We start from the raw sequence: 20208 nt of genomic DNA, 5'->3' as shown, positions 1-20208 counted from the left end.
GGATCGCGCCGGCGGACCAGCTTTTCGCCGCGGCGGACGAGAATGACGATCCGGCGCGGCCGCATTGCGTCGCCGTGGCGGCGCGGGCGGACATGCAGCACTGGCTGCTCTGGGCGCAGCATCATGGTCTGGACCCCGACATCATCGTGCCTGCCCCGCTGCTGCTGCCCGAACCGCAGGAGGGGTTCGAGCGCGGCGTGATCGGCGGCGAAGCGGTGCTGCGGGGGGCCGATCTGGCGCTGGCGGGCGACCTGGCCCTGCCGGAACTGGTCGGCGATGCCGTGGTGCGGGACGTCCCCGCAGGGCAGATCGATGCGCGGGCGATCGCCGCGCTGGACCGGCCGCCGCTCGACCTGCGGCAGGGCGACTTCGCCAAGCGGGTGCGGCGGTCCTTCGACAAGCGGACCATGGCTCGCATCGCGCTGTGGAGCGCCCTCATCCTGCTCGTCAGCCTGTCCATCGCCCTGGTCGGCCTTGCCAAACGGCATTTCGCGGCGAGCGGGCTGGACGCGGAAAGCCTGGCCCTGGCGCGGCAGGTGGTGCCGGGGGCGAACGACCTCCTCCAGGCGGAGGTGGAGATGGACCGCCGGCTCGCGGCGCGGGGGGCGGGCGGCTATGCCTTCACCGCGCCCGTTTCCGGCCTGTTGAGCGCGATGCAGGATGTGCCGGGCGTATCGCTGACGGCGCTGTCGCGCGATCCCGACGGAATGATCCGCGCCACGCTGGCGGCGGCGAAGGGAGATGACATCAACAGCGTGCTGCTGGCGTTGCAGGCGGCGGGCTTCACGATCACGGCGACGCCTTCGCAGGATCCCGGCGGGCGGATGCTGGCGGACATCACGGTGCGGTCATGATGGAACGGTTGCAGGCATTATGGGGCGAACGAAGCCCCCGCGAACAATGGATGCTGGGCGTGATGTTCGCGCTGCTGGCGGTGGTGATCCTGTGGCTGGGCGTGGCGCGGCCGCTGGACGCGGCCCAGCGTTCGGCAGGGGACGCGTTGCGGGAGGCGACGGACCGCAACGCCGCGATCCGCGCCAAGGTGACGCTGCTGAAATCCCTGCCGCGCACGACGGCGACGGTCGATGCGGGCGTGCCGCTGGAGCAGTTCATCGGCCAGAGCGCTGGCGAGGCCGGGCTGACGCTGGAACGCGCGCAGGCGCAGGGCGCGGACCGGATCGACATGGCGATGGCCTCCGTCCGGCCGGTCGCGCTGCTGTCATGGCTTGCCGCATTGGAAGGGCAGGGCATCCGGGTCGAAACGATGAGTGCGCGGCCGGCGGCGACGGCGGGCAGCGTATCGGTGCAGGCCGTGCTGGTGCGGGGCGAGCGGTGATGGGGCTTGGCCTTTCGCGACGGACGCGCATCGCGATCATCGCCCTGTTCGCGATGGGCTTCGTCATCTTCCTGCCGATGCGCATCGCGCTCGGCATGGCGGGGCTGGAGCGGCTGGGCGTGGCGGCGCGGGAGGTGCGCGGCACGGTGTGGAGCGGCGGGATCGACCGGCTGATGCTGGGCACGGTGCCGCTGGGGTCGGTCCATGCCGGCCTGTCGCCCCTGTCGTTGCTGGCGGGACGGGCGCGGTTCGACGTCTGGCGCCGCAACGGCGCGGCGGACGATCTGGGCGGCGCGCTGACCGTCGGCTTCGGGCGCATGGGTATTGACGATGTGACGGGCGCAGTGCCGCTGGGCCGGACCTTCGCGCCGCTGCCGCTCAGCAGCCTTGTCATGGAGGATGTGTCGGCCTGGTTCTCCGGCGACCGCTGCGGCCATGCAGAGGGGCGGGTGCGGGCGCGAATGGCGGGGCAGTTTCCGGGCCTCAATCTGTCGCAGGGCCTTTCGGGCGTGGCCAGTTGCGACGGCGAAGCGCTGCTGTTGCCGCTGGTCAGCCAGTCGGGACTGGAAAAGCTTGATCTGCGCATCTGGCGATCGGGTCGCTATCAGGCGGAAATGCGGGTGGAAACCGCCGACGCCGCCCTGGGCGAGGCATTGGCCAAGGCGGGCTTTGCAGAAGCCGGGGGCGCGCGCGTGCTGAAGATCGAAGGGACGCTGTGATCCAGGCCCTTCCCGCCCTGCTGGGCGCGACAGCCGGAGCCATAGCCGGGAGCTTCCTGGCCACGATCATCCTGCGCTGGCCCAGGGGCCGGAGCGTGCTGCGCGGCCGGTCGGCCTGCGACGGCTGCGGGCGCGTGCTTGGCGCAGTCGATCTGGTGCCGATGCTGAGCGCGCTGATTCAGCGGGGGCGGTGCCGGACCTGCGGCGCGCCCATCGATCCGCTGCATGGACGGGTGGAGGCGGGATGCGCGATCATCGGCGCGCTTGCGCTGGGGTTTGCGCCCGATCCGGGCGGGGTTGGATGGGCTCTGCTGGGCTGGCTGCTCCTGACGCTGGCGGTGCTCGACAGGCGGCATTTCTGGCTGCCCGACGCGCTGACCCTGCCATTGGCCTTTCTGGGCTTCACCCTTGGTCCTTGGGCCACCGAAGCGACGATGGCGGATCGGGCGATCGGCGCGCTGGCCGGCTACCTCGCGCTGCTGCTGATCGCGCTCGGCTATCGGCGGACGCGGAGGCGGGACGGGCTGGGCCTGGGCGACGCCAAGCTGCTGGGCGCGCTCGGCGCCTGGTTCGGCTGGCAGGCCTTGCCCTTCATCCTGCTGCTGGCGGCGACCGTGGGGCTGCTGTCGGTCGTCGCCGTCATGGCGACGGGCAGGCGGGTCGATGGCACGACGCGGGTGCCGCTGGGCGCCTTCCTCGCCATCGCCGCAGTGCCGGGATGGTGGCTCGCCGCGATCCTCACCGGCGGCGGATGACGCGGCCAGAGAAATTTCACGATGCGGTGAAACCCCGTTGACCCATCAGCGCGCTCTGCTTATAGCGCCGCCTCACCGCAGGGCACGGCCCGGCGGACGGCCCATGGGGCGGAGTAGCTCAGCTGGTTAGAGCAGCGGAATCATAATCCGCGTGTCGGGGGTTCAAGTCCCTCCTCCGCTACCATTTTTCAAGCACTTAGCGCTGGTCAACCGGGGCAGTTTACAATTAAATGTAAACTGGCGGCTTCAATCCTTATGCGGATAGAGGCCGCGAATGGCCGATCCTATCCGCTCTCGGGTCATCAATGAACAATGCTTTGAAGGCTAAAGCGTGGCTTTCTATTCAAAGGACGCTCCCGGTTACAATCTGGGCCATGCGGAATATTTGGGCAGAGGAAAATCGGGATCGCCTAGCTGAATCCCCGTGAAGCCATTCGAGACTCGCATGCCCCGAATGGTCGCCCCGCCAGGTATCTGCGCTTCATCAGCTCCAAGGATCATGATCCGGTTGCCGACATTGAGCGTGCCCTCGATCGTCGCCTCTGGCCCCCGGAAGTCGATCTTGAGCGCAATCTTCCCTTTGCCGTAACGAACTACTGCGACGTTGTGCTGATAGCTGAAATCCCAAATGTCGCTTACGCGAAAGCTGACCTGATTGTCTTCGATACTGAGAAGCGGTCGAAATTGGCTATCCATGATGCATATCGATACCAACGCCTGCCCATCTTCAATACGACACTTGATGATGGGGGTGTCATGCAGTTGGATAATATTTTGAATGTTCTCATACCAACTTCCCCCTACTTTGAATATCAGGTCACGTTTATCGAACTCCAAAGCGCCGCTGAATCGTCCGGTCTTTTTGTTATGGGGCGACGCCTTAAGCTTGTACTGCCGGTCACGTCCCTGCTTCCCTACGGACGGATGACAGTTGCCGCACAGAGCGATCATATCCTCTGGTCTGAAATGCTTCTCTTCCACGAAGGGTATAATGTGGTGATACTCGATATATGGGTGCCCGCACTTCGCGCATCCAAAGCCCGCTTCTTGGCGAAGCTGACGTGATACTGACTGCGGCAGGGCGGGCCTGCTGTAGCGCGCTAGGGCGGTCGATTTTTCCTCCATAGGTTCCACTTACAGTTCGAAATGGCGCCGTTCAAACCCTGAACTGCTTCAGCAGACTGTCGAGGCGGTAGCGTTCATCCGCTACCATCCTTTCCTTCCTGTTAGGCATAGGCGGATTTTCCGCTTGCATTCGTTCCTTCCTGTTGCACTAATGTTGCAATGCACAACTAGCCGAATGCCGGCTGAGGGAGGATCGACACTTTGCCCTTCCACGAAATGTTTGAGCCGGACGGTTCGATACGCCCCTGTTACGCGGAAGTGCAGAACTGGGTGGAGCGGACGGGTATTGCCGGGCTCAATCGTCGGATGGATGAGGCGGAGGCGATCTTCCGGCGCATCGGCATCACCTTCGCCGTCTATGGCGAGGGCGGCGATCCGGAACGGCTGATCCCCTTCGACCTGCTGCCGCGCATCTTCACCGGCCAGGAATGGCGCGTGCTGGACAAGGGCATCCGCCAGCGGGCGCGCGCGCTTAACGCCTTCCTGCACGACGTCTATCATCGCGGCGAAATCGTGAAGGCGGGGATCATGCCCGCCGACATCATCTACCGGAACAGCGCCTATTTGGCCGAAATGGCCGACTTCACCCCGCCGGGGAAGGTCTACAGCCATATCGTCGGCATCGACATCGTCCGCACCGGGCCGACCCGGTTCGAGGTGCTGGAGGATAATTGCCGCACCCCCTCCGGCGTCTCCTACATGCTCGAAAATCGCGAGATCATGACCCGCATGTTCCCGGAACTGTTCGCGCAGGGGGTGGTCGCGCCGGTCGACGATTATCCGGCGGAATTGCTGAAAAGCCTGAAGGAGGTCGCGCCCCCGGCCTGCAAGGGCGATCCGGTGGTGGTGGTGCTGACGCCCGGCTCGCTCAACAGCGCTTATTACGAGCACAGCTTTCTCGCCGACCTGATGGGCGTGGAGCTTGTGGAGCCGGCGGACCTGTTCGTCGATGACGATCGGGTGTGGATGAAGACCACGCTGGGGCCGAAGGCGGTCGACGTCATCTACCGGCGCATCGACGATGAATATATCGATCCGCTGGTGTTCCGGCCCGACAGCCTGCTGGGCGTGCCGGGCATCTTCAACGTCTATCGCAATGGCGGGGTGACGCTTGCGTCCGCGCCGGGATCGGGCATCGCGGACGACAAGGCCGTGTACATCTATGTGCCGGAGATGATCCGCTTCTACCTCGGCGAGCAGCCGATCCTGGACAATATCCAGACCTGGCAATGCAGCAAGCCGGACGAATGCGCCTATGTGCTGGAAAATCTGCACGAACTGGTGGCGAAGGAAGTCCATGGGTCGGGCGGTTACGGCATGCTGATCGGGCCGAAATCGACCAAGGACGAGATCGCCGCCTATGCCGACCGCATCCGGGCCAATCCCGGCGAATTCATCGCCCAGCCGACCTTGGACCTGTCGACGGTTCCCACGCTCGGCCCGGCGGCGGTGGTCGGGCGCCACGCGGATTTCCGTCCCTATTGCCTGGTGGGCAAGCAGATCAGGCTGGTGCCCGGCGGCCTCACCCGCGTGGCGCTGACCGAAGGATCGCTCGTCGTGAACTCCAGCCAGGGCGGCGGGGTGAAGGACACCTGGGTTTTGCAGGATTGATGATCGTGGACCTGTCCCTTTTCCTTATTCGTCATCCCAGCGAAAACTGGGATTTCGTGCGGATATGCTGTGCCTTCTCGCCTGAGATCCCAGCTTTTGCCGGGATGGCGGAGGCCCGCCCATGCTGAGCCGCACCGCCGAAAATCTCTTCTGGATGGCGCGCTACATGGAGCGGGCGGAGGCCACGGCCCGCCTGCTGACCATGGGCCAGCGCATGGCGATCCTGCCCGGCGCGCATCATCGCGATGAATGGCGATCGGTGGTGCGGGCCACCGGAGCGCTCAACCATTTCCCCGAAGGCGCCCAGGTGACGGAGAGCGACGCCATCGCTTTCCTGATGCTCGACCTCGACAATCCCTCCTCCATCCGTTCCAGCCTGCTGAAGGCCCGCGCCAACGCCAAGTCGGCCCGCACCATGCTGACGCAGGACATGTGGGAGGCGCTGAATGAGGGCTGGCGCAAGCTCGACAGCTACGACGTGGCCGAAGCGCGGCAGCAGCTTCCCGCGCTGATCGACTGGGTGAAGACGCGGGTGATGACCTTCCGCGGCGCGGCCCATTCCGGCCAGCTCCGCAATGAGGGGCATGATTTCCTGCGCGCCGGATCGGCGCTGGAGCGGGCGCAGATGACGCTGCGCCTGTTGGACATCAAATATTATGTGCTGCTGCCGGAGACCGAGGTGGTGGGCGGCAATCGCGACCATTATCAATGGACGTCGGTGCTGTACGCTCTGTCGGGCGCGCGGGCGTTCCATCATGTCTATGGCGGCACCTACACGCCCTGGCAGATCACGGATTTCCTGATGCTGAACCGGCTGTTCCCGCGCAGCGTCGCCTATTGCTACGACCAGCTTGCCTATCGGTTGAACCGCCTTGCGGGGTGGCACGATGCGCGGGCCGCCTGCCACGATACCGTGCGCGAAATGGTGGCCGACCTGGAGAAGCTGGATAGCGGCGAAATCTTCCGCGCGGGGTTGCACGAAACGGTCCAGAACGGCCTGATGAGCACCAACCGGCTGGGCGTGGAGATCGCCCAGGCCTATCATTTCGGATGAGGGGGAGGGGACGCGGTGAAACTGCTCGTCCGTCACCAGACCATCTATCGTTATGAGGCCGCCGCCGGGCGGGTGGCGATGCGGCTGAAGCTGATGCCGGTCGACACGCCCAGCCAGAAGGTGCTGGACTGGCAGGTCAGCGTCAATGGCGAGCCGCTGACCGGCTTCCGTCCCAACAGCTATGGCGAGATGGAGGCGATCTGGGTCCGGCACGACCGCACCGACAATGCCGTGATCGTCGCCGAAGGGCTGGTCGAGACGCAGGAGAGCCATGGCGTGCTCGGCTGGCTGGGCTGCCCGGTGAACCCGCGCTATTTCCTGCGGGATACGCGGCTGACCCAGGCGTCGCCGGAAATCCGGGCGATGGCGTTGGCCCTTCCCGACGAAGACGGGCCGCTGGCCCGGCTGCACGCCCTGTCGACCGCCGTCAGCGATGCCGTGGCCTATCGCGCGGGCGTGACGAGCGCTGACACCACGGCGGCGGAGGCCTTCGCGCTGGGCGCCGGGGTCTGCCAGGACCATGCGCAGGTGTTCATCGCCGGGGCGCGGGCCATGGGCATTCCGGCGCGCTACGTGTCCGGCTATCTGCTGGCCGACGAGGGCGACGTGCTGCACGAAACCCATGGCTGGGCGGAGGCGTTGGTGCCCGAACTGGGATGGGTGGGTTTCGACCCTTCCAACCGCGTCTGCGTGACGGAGCGCTACCTGCGCCTCGCTTGCGGGCTGGATGCGGATGAGGCCGCGCCGATACGCGGTTCCGTGACCGTGGCGGGCGATATCTGGATTGACGCGGACGTCCGGATCGCGCAGGCGGAGGACGGGGTGGAGGAGCGGCAGCTCCAGCGGCAGCAGCAACAGGGCGCGCAGACCACCACGCAGGGTTGAACGACGATAGGAGCCCTTGGGGCCATGACTTATTGTGTGGCGGTGCGCGTGGACCAGGGGCTGGTCATGCTGTCCGACACCCGCACCAATGCGGGGATGGATAATATCGCCCGCTTCCGCAAGAGCTTCACCTACAGCGTGCCGGGCGAGCGGGCGATCACCATGATGTGCTCGGGCAATCTGTCGATCACCCAGGGGGTGAAGGCGATGCTGGGCCGGGCCATCAAGGATTCGGCGCTCGACCCGGATGTGGAGACGATCCTCAACTGTCCCACCATGCACCGCGTCGCGCAGATCGTGGGAGAGGCGATGTGCACCATGCAGGGCCGCTATCGCAGCACCATAGAAATGCAGGGGGCGGCGGCGGACGCCTCCATCCTGATCGCCGGCCAGCGCAGGGGTGGCAAGCCGCGCCTCTACCTCATCTATTCGGCCGGCAATTTCATCGAGGCGACGGAGGACACGCCCTTCTTCCAGATCGGCGAGCATAAATATGGCAAGCCCATCCTCGATCGCATCATCAAGCGCGAAACCAGCCTGGAGGATGCGACCAAGGCGGTGCTGGTGTCGATGGATTCGACGCTTCGCTCCAACCTGTCGGTGGGGATGCCGCTGGACCTGACGGTGATCGAGCGGGACGCCTTCGACTTCCGCGTGCGCACCCGGATAGAGGCCGACAATGAGGAGTTCCAGCTTCTCTCCCACAGTTGGTCGGCCGCGCTGCGCAAGGGGTTCGAGGATTTGCCCAACGTCCTCGATTAAATAGCCCCACCAGCCCCTTTCCGTCATCCCAGCGAAAGCTGGGATCTCAGGCCATAAGGCACAGCACAGCCCCACAAGATCCCAGCCCACGCTGGGACGACGACAGCGGGGGAGGGGAGGCGAAGAGGCTCAGCTTCCAGCCCTTCAAGCAAATCCATCGCTTGCGCGCCAGCCTGCTTGGCCTATCTCATCCCGACAGACGAATCGCAGCCGGAAAGACCTTCATGACCGCCACTCATTCGACCCGCATGCTGATCCTCGGTTCCGGCCCAGCGGGCCTGTCCGCCGCCATCTACGGCGCGCGCGCGGGCCTGGCGCCGATCGTGGTGCAGGGCATGCAGCCGGGCGGGCAGTTGACCATCACCACCGATGTCGAAAATTATCCCGGCTTCCGCGACGTCATCCAGGGGCCCTGGCTGATGGAGCAGATGCAGGCGCAGGCCGAACATGTCGGCGCGCAGATGATGTACGACCAGATCGTCGACGTGGACCTTAGCGAACGCCCCTTCCGCCTGAAGGGCGACAGCGGCACGCTCTACTATGCCGACAGCCTGGTGATCGCGACGGGTGCGCAGGCCAAATGGCTGGGCGCGGAGGGCGAGCAGTTGTTGCAAGGCAAGGGCGTTTCGGCCTGCGCGACCTGCGACGGCTTCTTCTATCGCGGCAAGAAGGTGGTGGTGATCGGCGGCGGCAATACCGCGGTCGAGGAAGCGCTCTACCTCACCAACCACAGCCATGACGTCACGCTGATCCACCGCCGCGATTCGCTGCGGGCGGAAAAGATCCTGCAGCAGCGGCTGTTCGCGCATCCGAACATCAGGGTGCTGTGGAACCAGGCGGTGGAGCGCTTCGTCGGCGGCGGCAATCCGGAAGGGCTGGTGGGCGTCGACCTGGTCGACACGGTGACGGGCCACAAGTCGCATATCGCGACGGACGGCGCTTTCGTCGCCATCGGCCACCAGCCCGCGACGGAACTGTTCGTCGACAAGCTGCCGATGGACGAAGGCTATCTGCTGGTGGAAAAGGGCACGACGAAGACCGCCATTCCCGGCGTGTTCGCGGCAGGCGACGTCAGCGACAAGGTCTATCGCCAGGCCGTGACCGCCGCCGGCATGGGCTGCATGGCTGCGCTGGACGTGGAAAAGTTCCTGGCCGAAGCCGATTTTGAGGCTGTCGCGGCCGAATGACGGGGCTGGACGGGCGAATGGCGGCCCATCCCCACGCGCCAAGAGCCTATTCCAGCACCGTGATCACGATCGCATAATCCCCTGTCTCCGGATCATGGTCCAGCGGGGCGCGTAATTGGCGCGACAGGCCGGTCAGGACTCGCCCATAGCGTTCCTCCAGCCGCGCGGTCATGTCCGGCGATCCGCGCAGCGCCGGCGAAAGGATGTGGAGCACCGCCCGGTCGGTGCGTCCCGGTTCCAATTGCACGGATATGCGCATCGCCGTGCGGGGATTGGACAGCATGGCGAGTTCCACCAGCTCGGTCAGCAGGAAGGCGACCGGCACCGCGACATCCTGGCTGATGTGCAGGTTGTCGCTGTCGATCTGGATGCCGAAGCGTCGCGCTTCGGCCGGGGCGGTGCCACGCAGGCTGGCCGACAATTCGCTGATCAGCGACCGCACCCCGGCGCCGCGATGCTCCTCCAGCTCGGCATAATGGTTGCGATGGACGACCGACAGCGCGTCGACCCGCCGCTGGATCGTCGCATAGGCCTCGACCGCTTCGGCGTCATGGGCCGATCGCGCATGCAGGTTGATCAGGCTGGCGATGATCTGGAGGTTGTTCTTGACCCGGTGATGCACCTCCCGCGTCAGCTTGCGCTGGGTTTCCAGGCTCTCCGCCATCTCCGCCTCATGGGTGGCGACATCCTCGCTGATTTCGCGGAAGGTGTTGCCCAGCGCCACGATCTCCTGCGCCGGTGTGCGGATGCGCCGCATCGGTTCCAGCACCTCGCCGGGCTGATAGGCCGCCACCGTGCGGCGCAGCAGCACCAGAGGCCGTATCAGCAGGCGGTTGACGACGAACCAGCCGATGGCCGCCGCAGCGAACCACATCACCAGCGGCAGGAACAGCGACAACATGCGCGCGATGGTGACCGGCGGATCGCGCACCGTCATGGTAAGGACGATGTCGGGCGGGTCGAGCCGCGCGGAAAGCGTCGTGCTGTGCCCTCCCGCAAAGCTGGCCGGGCGGGTGATGAGCAGGCTGCGCCGCCCCTGGTGCAGGCTGATCTGCCGGTTCTGCGAGCTGCCCGCCGGGTTGGTCATCGCCTCCAGATAGCCGCGGGAATAATAAGCGATGGCGACCACCGCGCCATTGGCGCTCCTTGCCCGGCTGACGAGATAGGGCGAGTCCGGCAGCAGTTGCGCGGCGGCATCGTCGAAACGGTCCGACAGGGAAAGGCCCGCCGGCTCCGGCAGGGGTGATCCGCACAGCCGCCGGCCCGATCGGTCGTGGATATAATAACGGCCCCCGCCGCGATCATGAGAGGCCAGGAATACCGAAAGGCGCGCGCACATTGCCGGATCGGCGCCCGACGTCGCAAAGGCATTGGCCGTCAGCAGCAACGCCGTTCGGTCGGACGCGAGATCGGCGGACAATTTCCGCGCGCTTTGCGTCACCGCGACGCGCAGCAGCGCTTCCTTTTCCAGATCGGTGGTGCGGATCGCCTGGAGCGAGGCGGCCAGGGCGATCAGGCCGAGCGGCAGCAGCGCCAGCGTCAGGATGAGGAACATCTTGACGCCGGTGGAATGCGAAACCGCGTTCAATTTCCGAAGCAGGGAAGCGGTCACCGAGGGAGGCATGTCCGCGGCGGGCGGCGGTGGAGAACTTGTGTCCATCTAGCTGACGCTGAACATCGAACGCCGATCTGTGGGGGAGGGCGTCGCTCGCCGGCCGGAATTTACCAGATGCGCCATGTCCCCTCCGCTTGTTTCCGGCTCCCCCCGGTCCGGCCGATCAGGGAGAGTCAGTCGAGCTTGCTGAGAAGGTCGAGCATTTCCGCGGGAATATCCTCATCGACCGCGCGCTGGTAGACGGATCGCAACGCATTGGCGACCTGCCCGTCATCTTTCGCGGCCGCCGCGCGTTTCTTGCGGGCGGCGCCGCCCTTCACGCCAGAATCCGGAGTGCTGGTGCCGACATCTTTCCTGTGCCCTCCCGTCACGTCCCGTTCCGTCGTTGAAGCAACCAAAACACGTCCCTCTGCAGCCATCAATGTCATGCCAGCCTGCTCTTTTGCGGCTTTCCCCTGGTGACGTCAATTCAGCGTCTGGGAAATCAAAACACAAAATTCCAAAGATTCTCGAAAAAACCGAACGGCAGTGAAACAAATCGTTGGGTTGTTGGTTCCCATGCCGAAGCATTTTTTGCCCGCCGCGCAAGTTCGGTGGTTAGGATGGAGGCGATGCGGGCGCTGATGCCGGACGCATTTCCATTCCGACAGGGGGTTAAGGGGGCTTGCCACATCGGCATCGTCCATCCATCCTCCTGTCCGGCGAATGTTTCGAAATTTTGTTAAGGCGCCGCCTTAACTCAGGACAAGGCGCCCGATGGGCTGGGAGAAGTTTTACAGATGTCGCTTGGTCAGCAACTGCACCCCCACCTTCCTTTCTTGCGGCGTTATGCGCGCGCGTTGACGGGCAGCCAGGCGCATGGCGACGCTTATGTGCGCGCCACGCTGGAGGCGATCGTGGCGGCGCCCGACGAATTTCCCTCGGACGTCGATCCCCGCCTCGGCCTCTACAAGACCTTCCATGCCATCTGGTCCTCCTCCCACCTGGAGGACGTGCCGGTGCTGACCGGCGCCGACGGGCAGGAGGCGATCGCCCAGGCGCGACTCGCCCGCCTGACGCCGCTGCCGCGCCAGGCGCTGCTGCTGACCGCGCTGGAGGGATTCACGGTCGACGATGTCGGTTACCTGATCGGCCTGGACAGCGACGATGTCGAGGCGCTGGTCAAGGAAGCGCTGACCGAGATCGAGGCGCAGACCCGCGCCAAGGTGCTGATCATAGAGGATGAGCCGATCATCGCGATGGACATAGAGACCATTGTCCGCGACCTGGGCCATGAAGTGACCGCCATCGCCGTCACGCGGGAGGATGCGGTGCGCGAAGCCATGGCGGAACGGCCCGGCCTGGTGCTGGCCGACATCCAGCTTGCCGACGATTCCAGCGGCATCGACGCGGTGAAGGACATACTTGCCGAATTCTCCGTGCCGGTGATCTTCATCACCGCCTTCCCCGAACGCCTGCTGACGGGCGAGCGGCCGGAGCCGACCTTCCTCATCACCAAGCCCTTCCAGCGTTCGACCGTCAAGGCCGCGATCTCGCAGGCGCTGTTCTTCGACGAAGCGACCGCCCCGGCCTGACCGCCGATCCCGGTGTTCGAAAATTAGGCTGGAGAGGGGGGAACCCCGGTCCGCGACTCGCGTTATTGATGCGTAACGATCGGGAGAGACCCCATGGTCGAACGGGAACGGCATATTGCGACGGAAGAAGCCCGGGCAGGCTCCACCCCGCATGTCGTGCGTTACGTGCTCGGCGTTTCACTGACGCTCGCGATCATCGTGATGATTGTGATATTATGGGGCTATTGAATGCTGCGGCAATTGGTCCTTGAGAAGAAAAAGATTGGGATGCGGACGCACATATGGCTTTGACGACTTCCGTTCATGCAGCGAGGGCGACAGCCGGTGAAGGGGTTGTTACCATGAGCGACGGCGTGGGCCAGGATGTTGAACGCGAAACGCTGTCCGACGCGGATTTCAAGCGGGAACTGGCTGCGGTCATTCCCCATCTCCGCGCCTTCGGCCGGTCCCTGTCGGGCAATCGCGACGTCGCGGACGACCTGGTGCAGGAAACGCTGCTGAAGGCGTGGGCGGCGCGCAGCCGTTTCCAGGCGGGCACCAACATGCGCGCCTGGACCTTCATCATCCTGCGCAATCATTATCTCTCGCAGATGCGCCGATCCCGCTTTCGCGGCGATTGGGACGATCTGGCGGCCGATCGCCTGCTCGCGGCGCCCGCCGGGCAGGACAAGCATGTCGAGCTGTCGGACATGCAGCGCGCATTGCTGCAATTGCCCCAGCCCCAGCGGGAAGCGTTGATCCTGGTCGGCGCGGGCGGCTTCGCCTATGAGGAAGCGGCCGAAATCTGCGGCGTCGCCGTCGGCACCATCAAGAGCCGCGTCGCCAGGGGTCGCGCCGCGCTGGAGCAGATATTGGAAAATGGCGACCTGCCGTCCCGGCGCAGCCAGGAAAGCAGCGACGCGGCCGTGCTGGACGAGATCATGGACGATGTCGACCGGCTGAGCCGCGGCCGGGAGGCCAGGGAAGCAGGCGAAGATACCGACTCCGACCCGGACTGATCTGTGCTATGCTCTCCGCCTCGGGATACGAGGATCGGGAGAAGGAGAATGGACGAAGGTCGTAAGGACGAACCCTTCGAGCCGGCTCCCCTGCCGGGTCGGTCGCGGGGCAGCCTGATCATATTCCTGCTGGTGGCCATGGCGCTGCTGCTGGCGATCGGCTTTTTCTACATGACCAAGGATCGCGACGATCGCCGCGCCGACGCCCTGACGGAGGCGGCCGGTTCCCTCGACAGCGCCGCCCATATAGTGGGCAACGCCGCCAGGAGCGCGGCGGACACGCTTCGCAACCATGATTGACCGCCTTTGCCGGTCCGCTCCGCCCGCATGCCGGCGGAGCGTGGGCAGGCCGGCGATCCTGTTCAGAAAATCTTTGCGATTGTCGTGCAATCTGCCGCCAGTGTCGGATTTCCTTACAGCGCCTGTAAGCTGATCCGGCCATAACCTGCCCGCCGGGCGCAGCGGGAACGCGCGACAAATGATAAGATTGTTCAAACATTATGTGCCCTATGCGGTCCTGCTGCTCGGCCTGCTGGACTTCATGCTGCTGCTGGCGGCGGCGGAGGGCGGGTGGCTCCTGCGCGCCCGACAGATCGGCATGGAGGTCGACCATATCGCGACCCGCATCGCGCCGCTGCTCAGTTTCGGCATCGCGATCCAGACGGCCATGATCGCGGTCGGCGTCTACGGCCCGGAATCGCTGCAATCCATCCGCCATGCGCTGGCGCGGCTGCTGGTCGCCATCTCGCTGGGCGTGCTGTTCCTGTCGGTCATGCATTTCCTGCTGCCCGACATCACGCTCTGGCGGTCCAATTCGCTCTACGCCATGGGCTTGGCCATCGCCCTGCTGCTGGCGATCCGCCTCCTCCTGGGATCGATGCTGGGCGGCGAGGCGTTCAAGCGGCGGCTGGTCGTGCTGGGCGCGGGCAATCGCGCCGACCGCATTCGGGAGATCGAGCAGCGCAAGGGCTCCGGCTTCCTCGTCGTCGGCTATATCGCGATGAACGACGGCGCGCAGGTGATCCCGGAAGCGATCAACCGCAACGCCATCTACAACCTCGCCGATTTCGTGGTCCGCCTGGCCGCCAGCGAGGTGGTGCTGGCGCTGGAGGAGCGGCGCAACGCCCTGCCGCTGGGCGACCTGCTGCGCATCAAGACCACCGGCGTCCATGTGAACGAAATCTCCACCTTCCTGGAGCGCGAGACCGGCCGCGTCGACCTGGACAGCGTGAATCCGAGCTGGCTGATCTTCTCCGACGGCTTTTCGGCGGGCCGCCGCCTGTCCAGCATCGCCAAGCGGCTGTTCGACATCGTCGCCAGTTCGATCCTGCTGCTGCTGACCGGCCCCGTCATCCTGCTGGCGGCGATCCTGGTGAAGCTCGACAGCAAGGGCCCCGCCTTCTACCGCCAGCAGCGCGTCGGCCTTTACGGCGAGGAATTCTGGATCGTGAAGCTGCGCACCATGCGGCAGGACGCGGAACTGACCGGCCAGGCCGTCTGGGCGGAAAAGGACGATCCGCGCATCACCCGCCTGGGCTATTGGCTGCGCAAGCTGCGCATCGACGAACTGCCGCAGACCTGGACGGTGCTGAAGGGGGAGATGAGCTTCGTCGGCCCGCGCCCCGAACGCCGCCAGTTCGTCGAGGATCTGGAACAGCATCTGCGCTATTATGCGGAGCGCCACATGGTGAAGCCCGGCATCACCGGCTGGGCGCAGATCAACTATCCCTATGGCGCGTCGATAGAGGATGCCCGCAACAAGCTGGAATATGACCTTTATTACGCCAAGAACTACACGCCCTTCCTGGACCTGCTGATCCTGATCCAGACGCTGCGCGTCATCCTCTGGCCGGAGGGGGCGCGGTGAGCGGCCTGCTGCAATTCGTCGGCGACTGGGGCCATGCGCTGGCCGCCGTGCTGTTCGCGGCGCTCGGCATCTTCGCCCTGCGCCGCCGGGAGGAAGGCGCCGAACAGCGCCTGCTGGCCGTCGCGCTGCTGCTCACCTCCTGCTGGTCGCTCTACGTCTCCTTCGGCGGGGTCGACAAGCCGCTGACCGGCATCGGTGAGAATATCCGCAATGCCGCCTGGCTGCTGCTGCTGTTCGCGCTGCTGCGGCGGAACGGCGCTGCGCGAGGAGAATCGCTGCTGGCGATCGGATCTGTCTACGCCGCCGTGGCGGGGATCATCCTGCTCCAGACCTTCACGGACCTCATCTGGCGGCAATTGCCGACATCGAGCGACCTGCATCGCGCGCTTCTTCATGCCTCGCTGGTGCTGCACCTGATGACCGCCATCGGCAGCCTGATGCTGGTCCATCACCTCTACGTCAGTTGGCCGGTGCGCGAACGGCAGCGGGTGGCGCTGCTGCTGGGCGCGCTGGCGGCGATGTGGACATATGACCTCAATCTTTACGCCATCGCCGCCATCGCCGTCGACCGGGCGAGCGACCTCTACGCGCTGAGGGGGCCGATGATGGCGCTGCTGGCGCCGGTGATCGGGGCGGGCATGCGCGCCGACATGGCGGGACGGCTGCAATTGTCGCGCGCCCTGACCTTCCAGTCGCTTTCCCTTGCCGCCATCGCGCTCTACGTCGCGGTGCTGGCGGCGACGGCGGTGCTGGTGGAACTGGTCGCCGGTCCCTATGCCCGGCTGGTCGAGATCGGCTGCGTCTTCTTCCTGGCGGTGAGCGCGCTGGTGCTGCTGCCCTCCCGCCGGCTGCGCGCCCTCTGGAAGGTGCAGGTGGCCAAGCATTTTTTCCAGCACCGCTATGATTACCGCACCGAATGGATGCGATTCGGCGATACGATAGGCCGCCCCGGCGACAACGCCCTGCCGCTGGGAGAGCGCGTGGCGAAGGCGGTGGCCGACATCACCGATTCCCCCGCCGCCCTCCTGATGCTGCGGGCGGAGGATGGCGCGCTGGCGTTCGAGACGCATTGGAACTGGCAGGGCGACAGGCCCGACGGGGCGGTCGTTCCCGCGCCGCTGGCCGCGCTCATCGAACAGAGCGGCTGGATCATCGACATCGACCGGCCGCCCAACGGCGCGGGGGAAATCAGCGCCCCCGGCTGGATGAGCCTCGATCGCCGCGCCTGGGCGCTGGTGCCGCTGATCCATTTCGGCCGGCTGATCGGCGCGATCCTGCTGGCTCGCCCGCCCATCGACCGGCGGCTGGACTGGGAGGATTTCGACATGCTGCGCGCCGCCGGACGGCAGGCGGCCAGCTATCTGAGCGAGGCGCAGGGGCAGCAGGCGCTGGACGACGCCCAGCGTTTCGAGGAATTCAACCGCCGTTTCGCGTTCATCATCCATGACGTCAAGAATCTGGTGAGCCAGCTTTCGCTGCTGGCCCGCAATGCGGAGCGGCATGCCGACAATCCGGACTTTCGCGCCGACATGGTGCTGACGCTGAAAGAGTCGGTGGGCAAGATGAACGACATGCTCGCCCGCCTGTCGCAGCATAACAAGGGCCGGGCGGAGGAACCCCGCCCCATGGCGCTGCGCGATGTGGCTGAGCAGGTGACGCGAACCCGCTCGCGCCAGCACGCAATAGGCGTCACGGGCGACGCGCCGCCGGTGCTGGCCGATCCGGCGCGGGTGGAGCAGATCGTCACCCATCTGCTCCAGAACGCCATCGACGCCAGCAATCCGGACAGCCCGGTGGAATTGCGCCTGTCCGCCGACGGGACCGACGCTCTGCTGGAGGTGATCGACCGGGGCCGGGGCATGACCGCCGAATTCATCCGCCGCGAATTGTTCAAGCCCTTTTCGTCCAGCAAGGCGGGGGGCTTCGGCATCGGCGCCTACGAGGCGCGGGCGCTGGCCCAGGCGATGGGCGGGCGGATCGATGTGGAAAGCAAGCCCGGCGTGGGGAGCCGGTTCACGTTGCGCCTGCCTTTGGCGCTAGGGGATTTTAGGGGGAAGGCCGCCTGATGAGCGACATGCGACCGAAATTGCTGATCGTGGAGGACGATCCGGGCCTGCAACGGCAGTTGCGCTGGGCCTATGAGGAATATCAGCTTTTCATCGCGGGCGACCGCGAGGAGGCGGTAGAGATGCTGCGCGAGCACGCGCCCGACGTGGTGACGCTGGACCTGGGCCTGCCGCCCGATCCCGACGGCACCAGCGAGGGTTTCGCCACGCTGGAGGAAATCCTGCGCATCAAGCCGGACACGAAGGTCATCGTCGCATCCGGCCATGGAGCCCGGGAAAGCGCGCTCCACGCCATTTCCGGCGGCGCCTATGATTTCTACCAGAAGCCGGTCGACATCGACGAACTGGGGCTGATCGTCCGCCGCGCCTTCCATGTCCATGCGCTGGAGCGGGAAAATGCCCGTCTTGCCGAAACCGCGCCGGAAGGGGGGCGGGTGCTGGGGCGGCTGATCACCGCCGCGCCGGAGATGATGAAGGTCGCCCGCACCATAGAGCGGGTGGCGGCGGCGGACGTATCCGTCCTGCTGCTGGGGGCGAGCGGCACCGGCAAGGAATTGCTGGCGCAGGGCCTGCACGACGCCAGCCCAAGGCGGCAAGGGGCCTTCGTCGCGATCAACTGCGCGGCGATCCCGGAAACGCTGCTGGAGGCGGAACTGTTCGGGCATGAGAAGGGCGCGTTCACCGGCGCGGTCAAGACCACGCCCGGCAAGATCGAACTGGCGCAGGGCGGCACATTGTTCCTCGACGAAGTGGGCGACATCCCGCTGGCCCTGCAGGTGAAGCTGCTGCGTTTCCTGCAGGATCGGGTGATCGAACGGATCGGCGGGCGCCAGCCTATAATGGTCGACACGCGGATCGTCTGCGCCACCCACCAGAATCTGGAGGAGATGATCGCGGCGGGCACGTTCCGGGAGGATCTCTATTACCGGCTGGCGGAGATCGTGGTGCGCATTCCCGCGCTCCGGGAACGGCCCGGCGATCCGGCGCTGCTGGCGCGGCATTTCCTCAACCGCTTCGCCAAGGACATGAATCCGCAGGTGAAGGGCCTCGCGCCGGACGCGCTGGCGGCGCTCGACGCCTGGGGCTGGCCCGGCAATGTGCGCGAGTTGGAAAACCGCATGAAGCGCGCCGTCATCATGGCGGATGGGAAGCATGTGACCGCCGCCGATCTGGACCTGGACGGGGACCGCGCCGAGGGGGGCGATGTCGTGAACCTGAAGGCGGCGCGGGAAATGGCCGATCGCCGCGCCATCCGCCGGGCGATAGCGCGGACGGACGGCAATATCTCAGGTGCGGCGAAGATGTTGGGGATCAGCCGTCCGACGCTCTACGACCTGCTGAAGCAATATCGGATGCAGAATTAGCCTGCCAGCAAATCCTCCCTGCGCGCAGCGTGGGGAGGGGGACCGCCGCCGAAGGCGGTGGTGGAGGGGAAATGGCGTGACCTGCGCATTTTCCCCTCCGTCAGCGCTTCGCGCTGCCACCTCCCCATCTAGCGATGGGGAGGAATAGGTAACCCGACCAAATCGGCCTACCTCTATACCCTCTCGACTCCCAGATCCGCCGCGCTGATCCCCAGCCGCCTGATCTGCTCCGCCACCGGCGGCCAGACCGTATCCATGAACCGCGCCCGCTCCATGTCCCGCAACCGGCGCGTCGCGCCGTCAGCGACGAACATGCCGACGCCGCGCCTGACGACGATCAGCCCGTCGTCCTGAAAGCATTGATAGGCCTTTGCCACCGTCAGCGGATTGGCGCCCTGCTGCGCGGCCAGGGCGCGCACAGAGGGCAACATGTCCCCGTCGCGAAATTCCCCGTCCAGTATCGAAGCGGCAATGATCTCCCGAAGGCGGAGATAGACGGGTTTCGAATCGTCGGCCATGGTGCATCAGTGCCATAATACAGCGTGTCAGGTCAAGCGACGCCCTTGCGCAATATCGTGTCAACCATGCAACTATCTGTCCCAGATGGAAACTATATTGTCATATTCTGGCCGAGGACGCTCCTCCTGCTCCCGTCCCGACGTGCCGATGAAGACGAAGCCGGCGATCCGTTCCCCGGCTTTGGCAAAGGCGGCGCGCACATCCTCGTTATAGCTCGGCCAGCCCGTCAGCCATCCGCCCGCAAAGCCCAGCGCATGAGCCGCATGGAGCAGGTTCATGATCGCCGCGCCCGCCGACAGTTCCTGTTCCCAAAGCGGGATCTTGCTGCCCTCGACCGGCGCGGAAAGCGCGACGACCAGTGTCGGCGCCTGATGCGCGAACTGGTGCATCGCCTCTATCTCCAGCCGTCCGGCATCGGGCTTTTCGGCGCGATAGGCATTTTCCAGCAATGCGGCGAGAGCGTCCCGCTTTTCCAACGGCACGATCACGAAGCGCCAGGGCGCCAGCTTGCCATGATCGGGCGTGCGCTGCGCCACTTCCAGGATCGTGCGAAGCTGGCCTTCGTCAGGTCCCGGCGCGATCAGGTCGCGGGGCTTGCCGGATCGGCGGGTCTGGAGGAGCGAGAGGGGCGAAGTGCGATCATTGAACATGGCCGCCCAGATGGCCCGGCAACGCGCATGGCGCAAGGGGCGTGGCCGCTCTTTGACAGATGAATAGTTTGGGCTCTAGGCTGGCCTGGACAAGGGATGCGTTCCGCAGGCCCCGCAACAA

Annotated in this window: 22 protein-coding genes and 1 tRNA gene; 17 read left to right on the top strand and 6 right to left on the bottom strand. The window is 65.6% G+C overall.

What is annotated here, in order from left to right; all coding sequences use genetic code 11:
* The 5 genes from gspL to L286_RS29910 form a co-directional block, all read left to right on the top strand.
* Positions 1-854, top strand: an 854-nt coding sequence (gene gspL / locus L286_RS29930; RefSeq protein ID WP_021223161.1) for a type II secretion system protein GspL, incomplete at its 5' end; no start/stop codon positions are given.
* Positions 851-1336, top strand: coding sequence for a type II secretion system protein GspM (gene gspM, locus L286_RS29925; RefSeq protein ID WP_013040578.1), 486 nt, complete (start codon positions 851-853; stop codon positions 1334-1336). The genes gspL and gspM, both read left to right, overlap by 4 nt.
* Positions 1336-2055 (top strand): type II secretion system protein N, encoded by a 720-nt coding sequence (gene gspN / locus L286_RS29920; RefSeq protein ID WP_020821082.1) that lies wholly within the window; start codon positions 1336-1338, stop codon positions 2053-2055. The genes gspM and gspN overlap by 1 nt, the downstream gene beginning before the upstream one ends.
* Entirely contained in the window at positions 2052-2810 is a 759-nt protein-coding gene (locus L286_RS29915) for a prepilin peptidase (RefSeq protein WP_020821083.1), read from the top strand. Before gspN ends, L286_RS29915 begins: the two co-directional genes overlap by 4 nt.
* 107 nt (positions 2811-2917) lie before the next feature.
* Positions 2918-2994: transfer RNA gene (locus tag L286_RS29910), tRNA-Met, on the top strand.
* A gap of 176 nt (positions 2995-3170) precedes the next feature.
* Here the strand turns inward: L286_RS29910 and L286_RS29905 are convergent.
* A complete protein-coding gene (locus tag L286_RS29905; protein ID WP_021223160.1) occupies positions 3171-3935 on the bottom strand; it encodes an HNH endonuclease signature motif containing protein in 765 nt (254 codons plus the stop codon).
* A 201-nt stretch (positions 3936-4136) separates the two neighbouring features.
* Here L286_RS29905 and L286_RS29900 point away from each other — a divergent pair, with 201 nt between their 5' ends.
* The 5 genes from L286_RS29900 (at position 4137) to trxB (ending at position 9434) form a co-directional block, all read left to right on the top strand.
* Positions 4137-5546 (top strand): circularly permuted type 2 ATP-grasp protein, encoded by a 1410-nt coding sequence (locus L286_RS29900; protein WP_025160492.1) that lies wholly within the window; start codon positions 4137-4139, stop codon positions 5544-5546.
* A 121-nt stretch (positions 5547-5667) separates the two neighbouring features.
* Positions 5668-6600 carry an alpha-E domain-containing protein gene (locus tag L286_RS29895; RefSeq protein WP_013040573.1) on the top strand — a complete coding sequence of 311 codons (933 nt, stop codon included), beginning with the start codon at positions 5668-5670 and terminating at the stop codon, positions 6598-6600.
* A gap of 15 nt (positions 6601-6615) precedes the next feature.
* Positions 6616-7485 carry a transglutaminase family protein gene (locus L286_RS29890; RefSeq protein ID WP_007688236.1) on the top strand — a complete coding sequence of 290 codons (870 nt, stop codon included), beginning with the start codon at positions 6616-6618 and terminating at the stop codon, positions 7483-7485.
* A 24-nt stretch (positions 7486-7509) separates the two neighbouring features.
* Positions 7510-8247 (top strand): peptidase, encoded by a 738-nt coding sequence (locus L286_RS29885; RefSeq protein ID WP_025160493.1) that lies wholly within the window; start codon positions 7510-7512, stop codon positions 8245-8247.
* A 224-nt stretch (positions 8248-8471) separates the two neighbouring features.
* Positions 8472-9434, top strand: coding sequence for a thioredoxin-disulfide reductase (gene trxB / locus L286_RS29880; RefSeq protein ID WP_007688234.1), 963 nt, complete (start codon positions 8472-8474; stop codon positions 9432-9434).
* A gap of 46 nt (positions 9435-9480) precedes the next feature.
* Here the strand turns inward: trxB and L286_RS29875 are convergent, their stop codons facing one another.
* The 3 genes from L286_RS29875 to L286_RS48370 all read right to left on the bottom strand — a co-directional run bounded on the left by L286_RS29875 (position 9481) and on the right by L286_RS48370 (position 11735).
* The gene (locus L286_RS29875) at positions 9481-11058 is read right to left on the bottom strand and encodes a sensor histidine kinase (protein ID WP_193746231.1); all 1578 of its coding nucleotides are present in this window, start codon (positions 11056-11058) and stop codon (positions 9481-9483) included.
* Between the two features lie 164 nt (positions 11059-11222).
* A complete protein-coding gene (locus L286_RS49210; protein WP_125445834.1) occupies positions 11223-11477 on the bottom strand; it encodes a NepR family anti-sigma factor in 255 nt (84 codons plus the stop codon).
* A gap of 36 nt (positions 11478-11513) precedes the next feature.
* Complete coding sequence (locus L286_RS48370; RefSeq protein WP_125445835.1) at positions 11514-11735, bottom strand: hypothetical protein; 222 nt, start codon at positions 11733-11735, stop codon at positions 11514-11516.
* Between the two features lie 93 nt (positions 11736-11828).
* Here L286_RS48370 and L286_RS29870 point away from each other — a divergent pair, with 93 nt between their 5' ends.
* From L286_RS29870 to prsR, 7 genes are all read left to right on the top strand, one after another.
* Positions 11829-12623 carry a response regulator gene (locus L286_RS29870; protein ID WP_007688227.1) on the top strand — a complete coding sequence of 265 codons (795 nt, stop codon included), beginning with the start codon at positions 11829-11831 and terminating at the stop codon, positions 12621-12623.
* Positions 12624-12716: 93 nt separating this feature from the next.
* Positions 12717-12851 carry a hypothetical protein gene (locus L286_RS49515; RefSeq protein ID WP_007688224.1) on the top strand — a complete coding sequence of 45 codons (135 nt, stop codon included), beginning with the start codon at positions 12717-12719 and terminating at the stop codon, positions 12849-12851.
* 113 nt (positions 12852-12964) lie between these two features.
* Complete coding sequence (locus tag L286_RS29860; protein WP_007688223.1) at positions 12965-13621, top strand: sigma-70 family RNA polymerase sigma factor; 657 nt, start codon at positions 12965-12967, stop codon at positions 13619-13621.
* A gap of 48 nt (positions 13622-13669) precedes the next feature.
* Positions 13670-13921, top strand: a complete 252-nt coding sequence (locus tag L286_RS29855) for a hypothetical protein (protein WP_013040569.1) — start codon at positions 13670-13672, stop codon at positions 13919-13921.
* A gap of 178 nt (positions 13922-14099) precedes the next feature.
* On the top strand, positions 14100-15488 hold the full coding sequence (locus L286_RS29850) for a TIGR03013 family XrtA/PEP-CTERM system glycosyltransferase (RefSeq protein WP_013040568.1): 1389 nt from the start codon (positions 14100-14102) through the stop codon (positions 15486-15488).
* Entirely contained in the window at positions 15485-17554 is a 2070-nt protein-coding gene (prsK, locus tag L286_RS29845; RefSeq protein ID WP_020821090.1) for an XrtA/PEP-CTERM system histidine kinase PrsK, read from the top strand. The genes L286_RS29850 and prsK overlap by 4 nt, the downstream gene beginning before the upstream one ends.
* Entirely contained in the window at positions 17554-18918 is a 1365-nt protein-coding gene (gene prsR / locus L286_RS29840; RefSeq protein ID WP_020821091.1) for a PEP-CTERM-box response regulator transcription factor, read from the top strand. Before prsK ends, prsR begins: the two co-directional genes overlap by 1 nt.
* 173 nt (positions 18919-19091) lie before the next feature.
* On the opposite strand, the gene L286_RS29835 is transcribed toward prsR, so the two are convergent.
* Together L286_RS29835 and L286_RS29830 are read right to left on the bottom strand one after the other, a co-directional pair.
* On the bottom strand, positions 19092-19436 hold the full coding sequence (locus L286_RS29835) for a GntR family transcriptional regulator (RefSeq protein WP_007688218.1): 345 nt from the start codon (positions 19434-19436) through the stop codon (positions 19092-19094).
* 72 nt (positions 19437-19508) lie between these two features.
* Positions 19509-20087 (bottom strand): nitroreductase family protein, encoded by a 579-nt coding sequence (locus L286_RS29830; RefSeq protein ID WP_025160821.1) that lies wholly within the window; start codon positions 20085-20087, stop codon positions 19509-19511.
* Positions 20088-20208: the final 121 nt, after the last annotated feature.

This window comes from Sphingobium sp. HDIP04 (genome assembly GCF_000445085.1).
GTDB classification, from domain to species: Bacteria; Pseudomonadota; Alphaproteobacteria; order Sphingomonadales; family Sphingomonadaceae; genus Sphingobium; species Sphingobium indicum.
The sequence above is the reverse complement of the archived record's forward strand: the minus strand, read 5'-3'. Positions and strand labels throughout refer to the sequence as shown.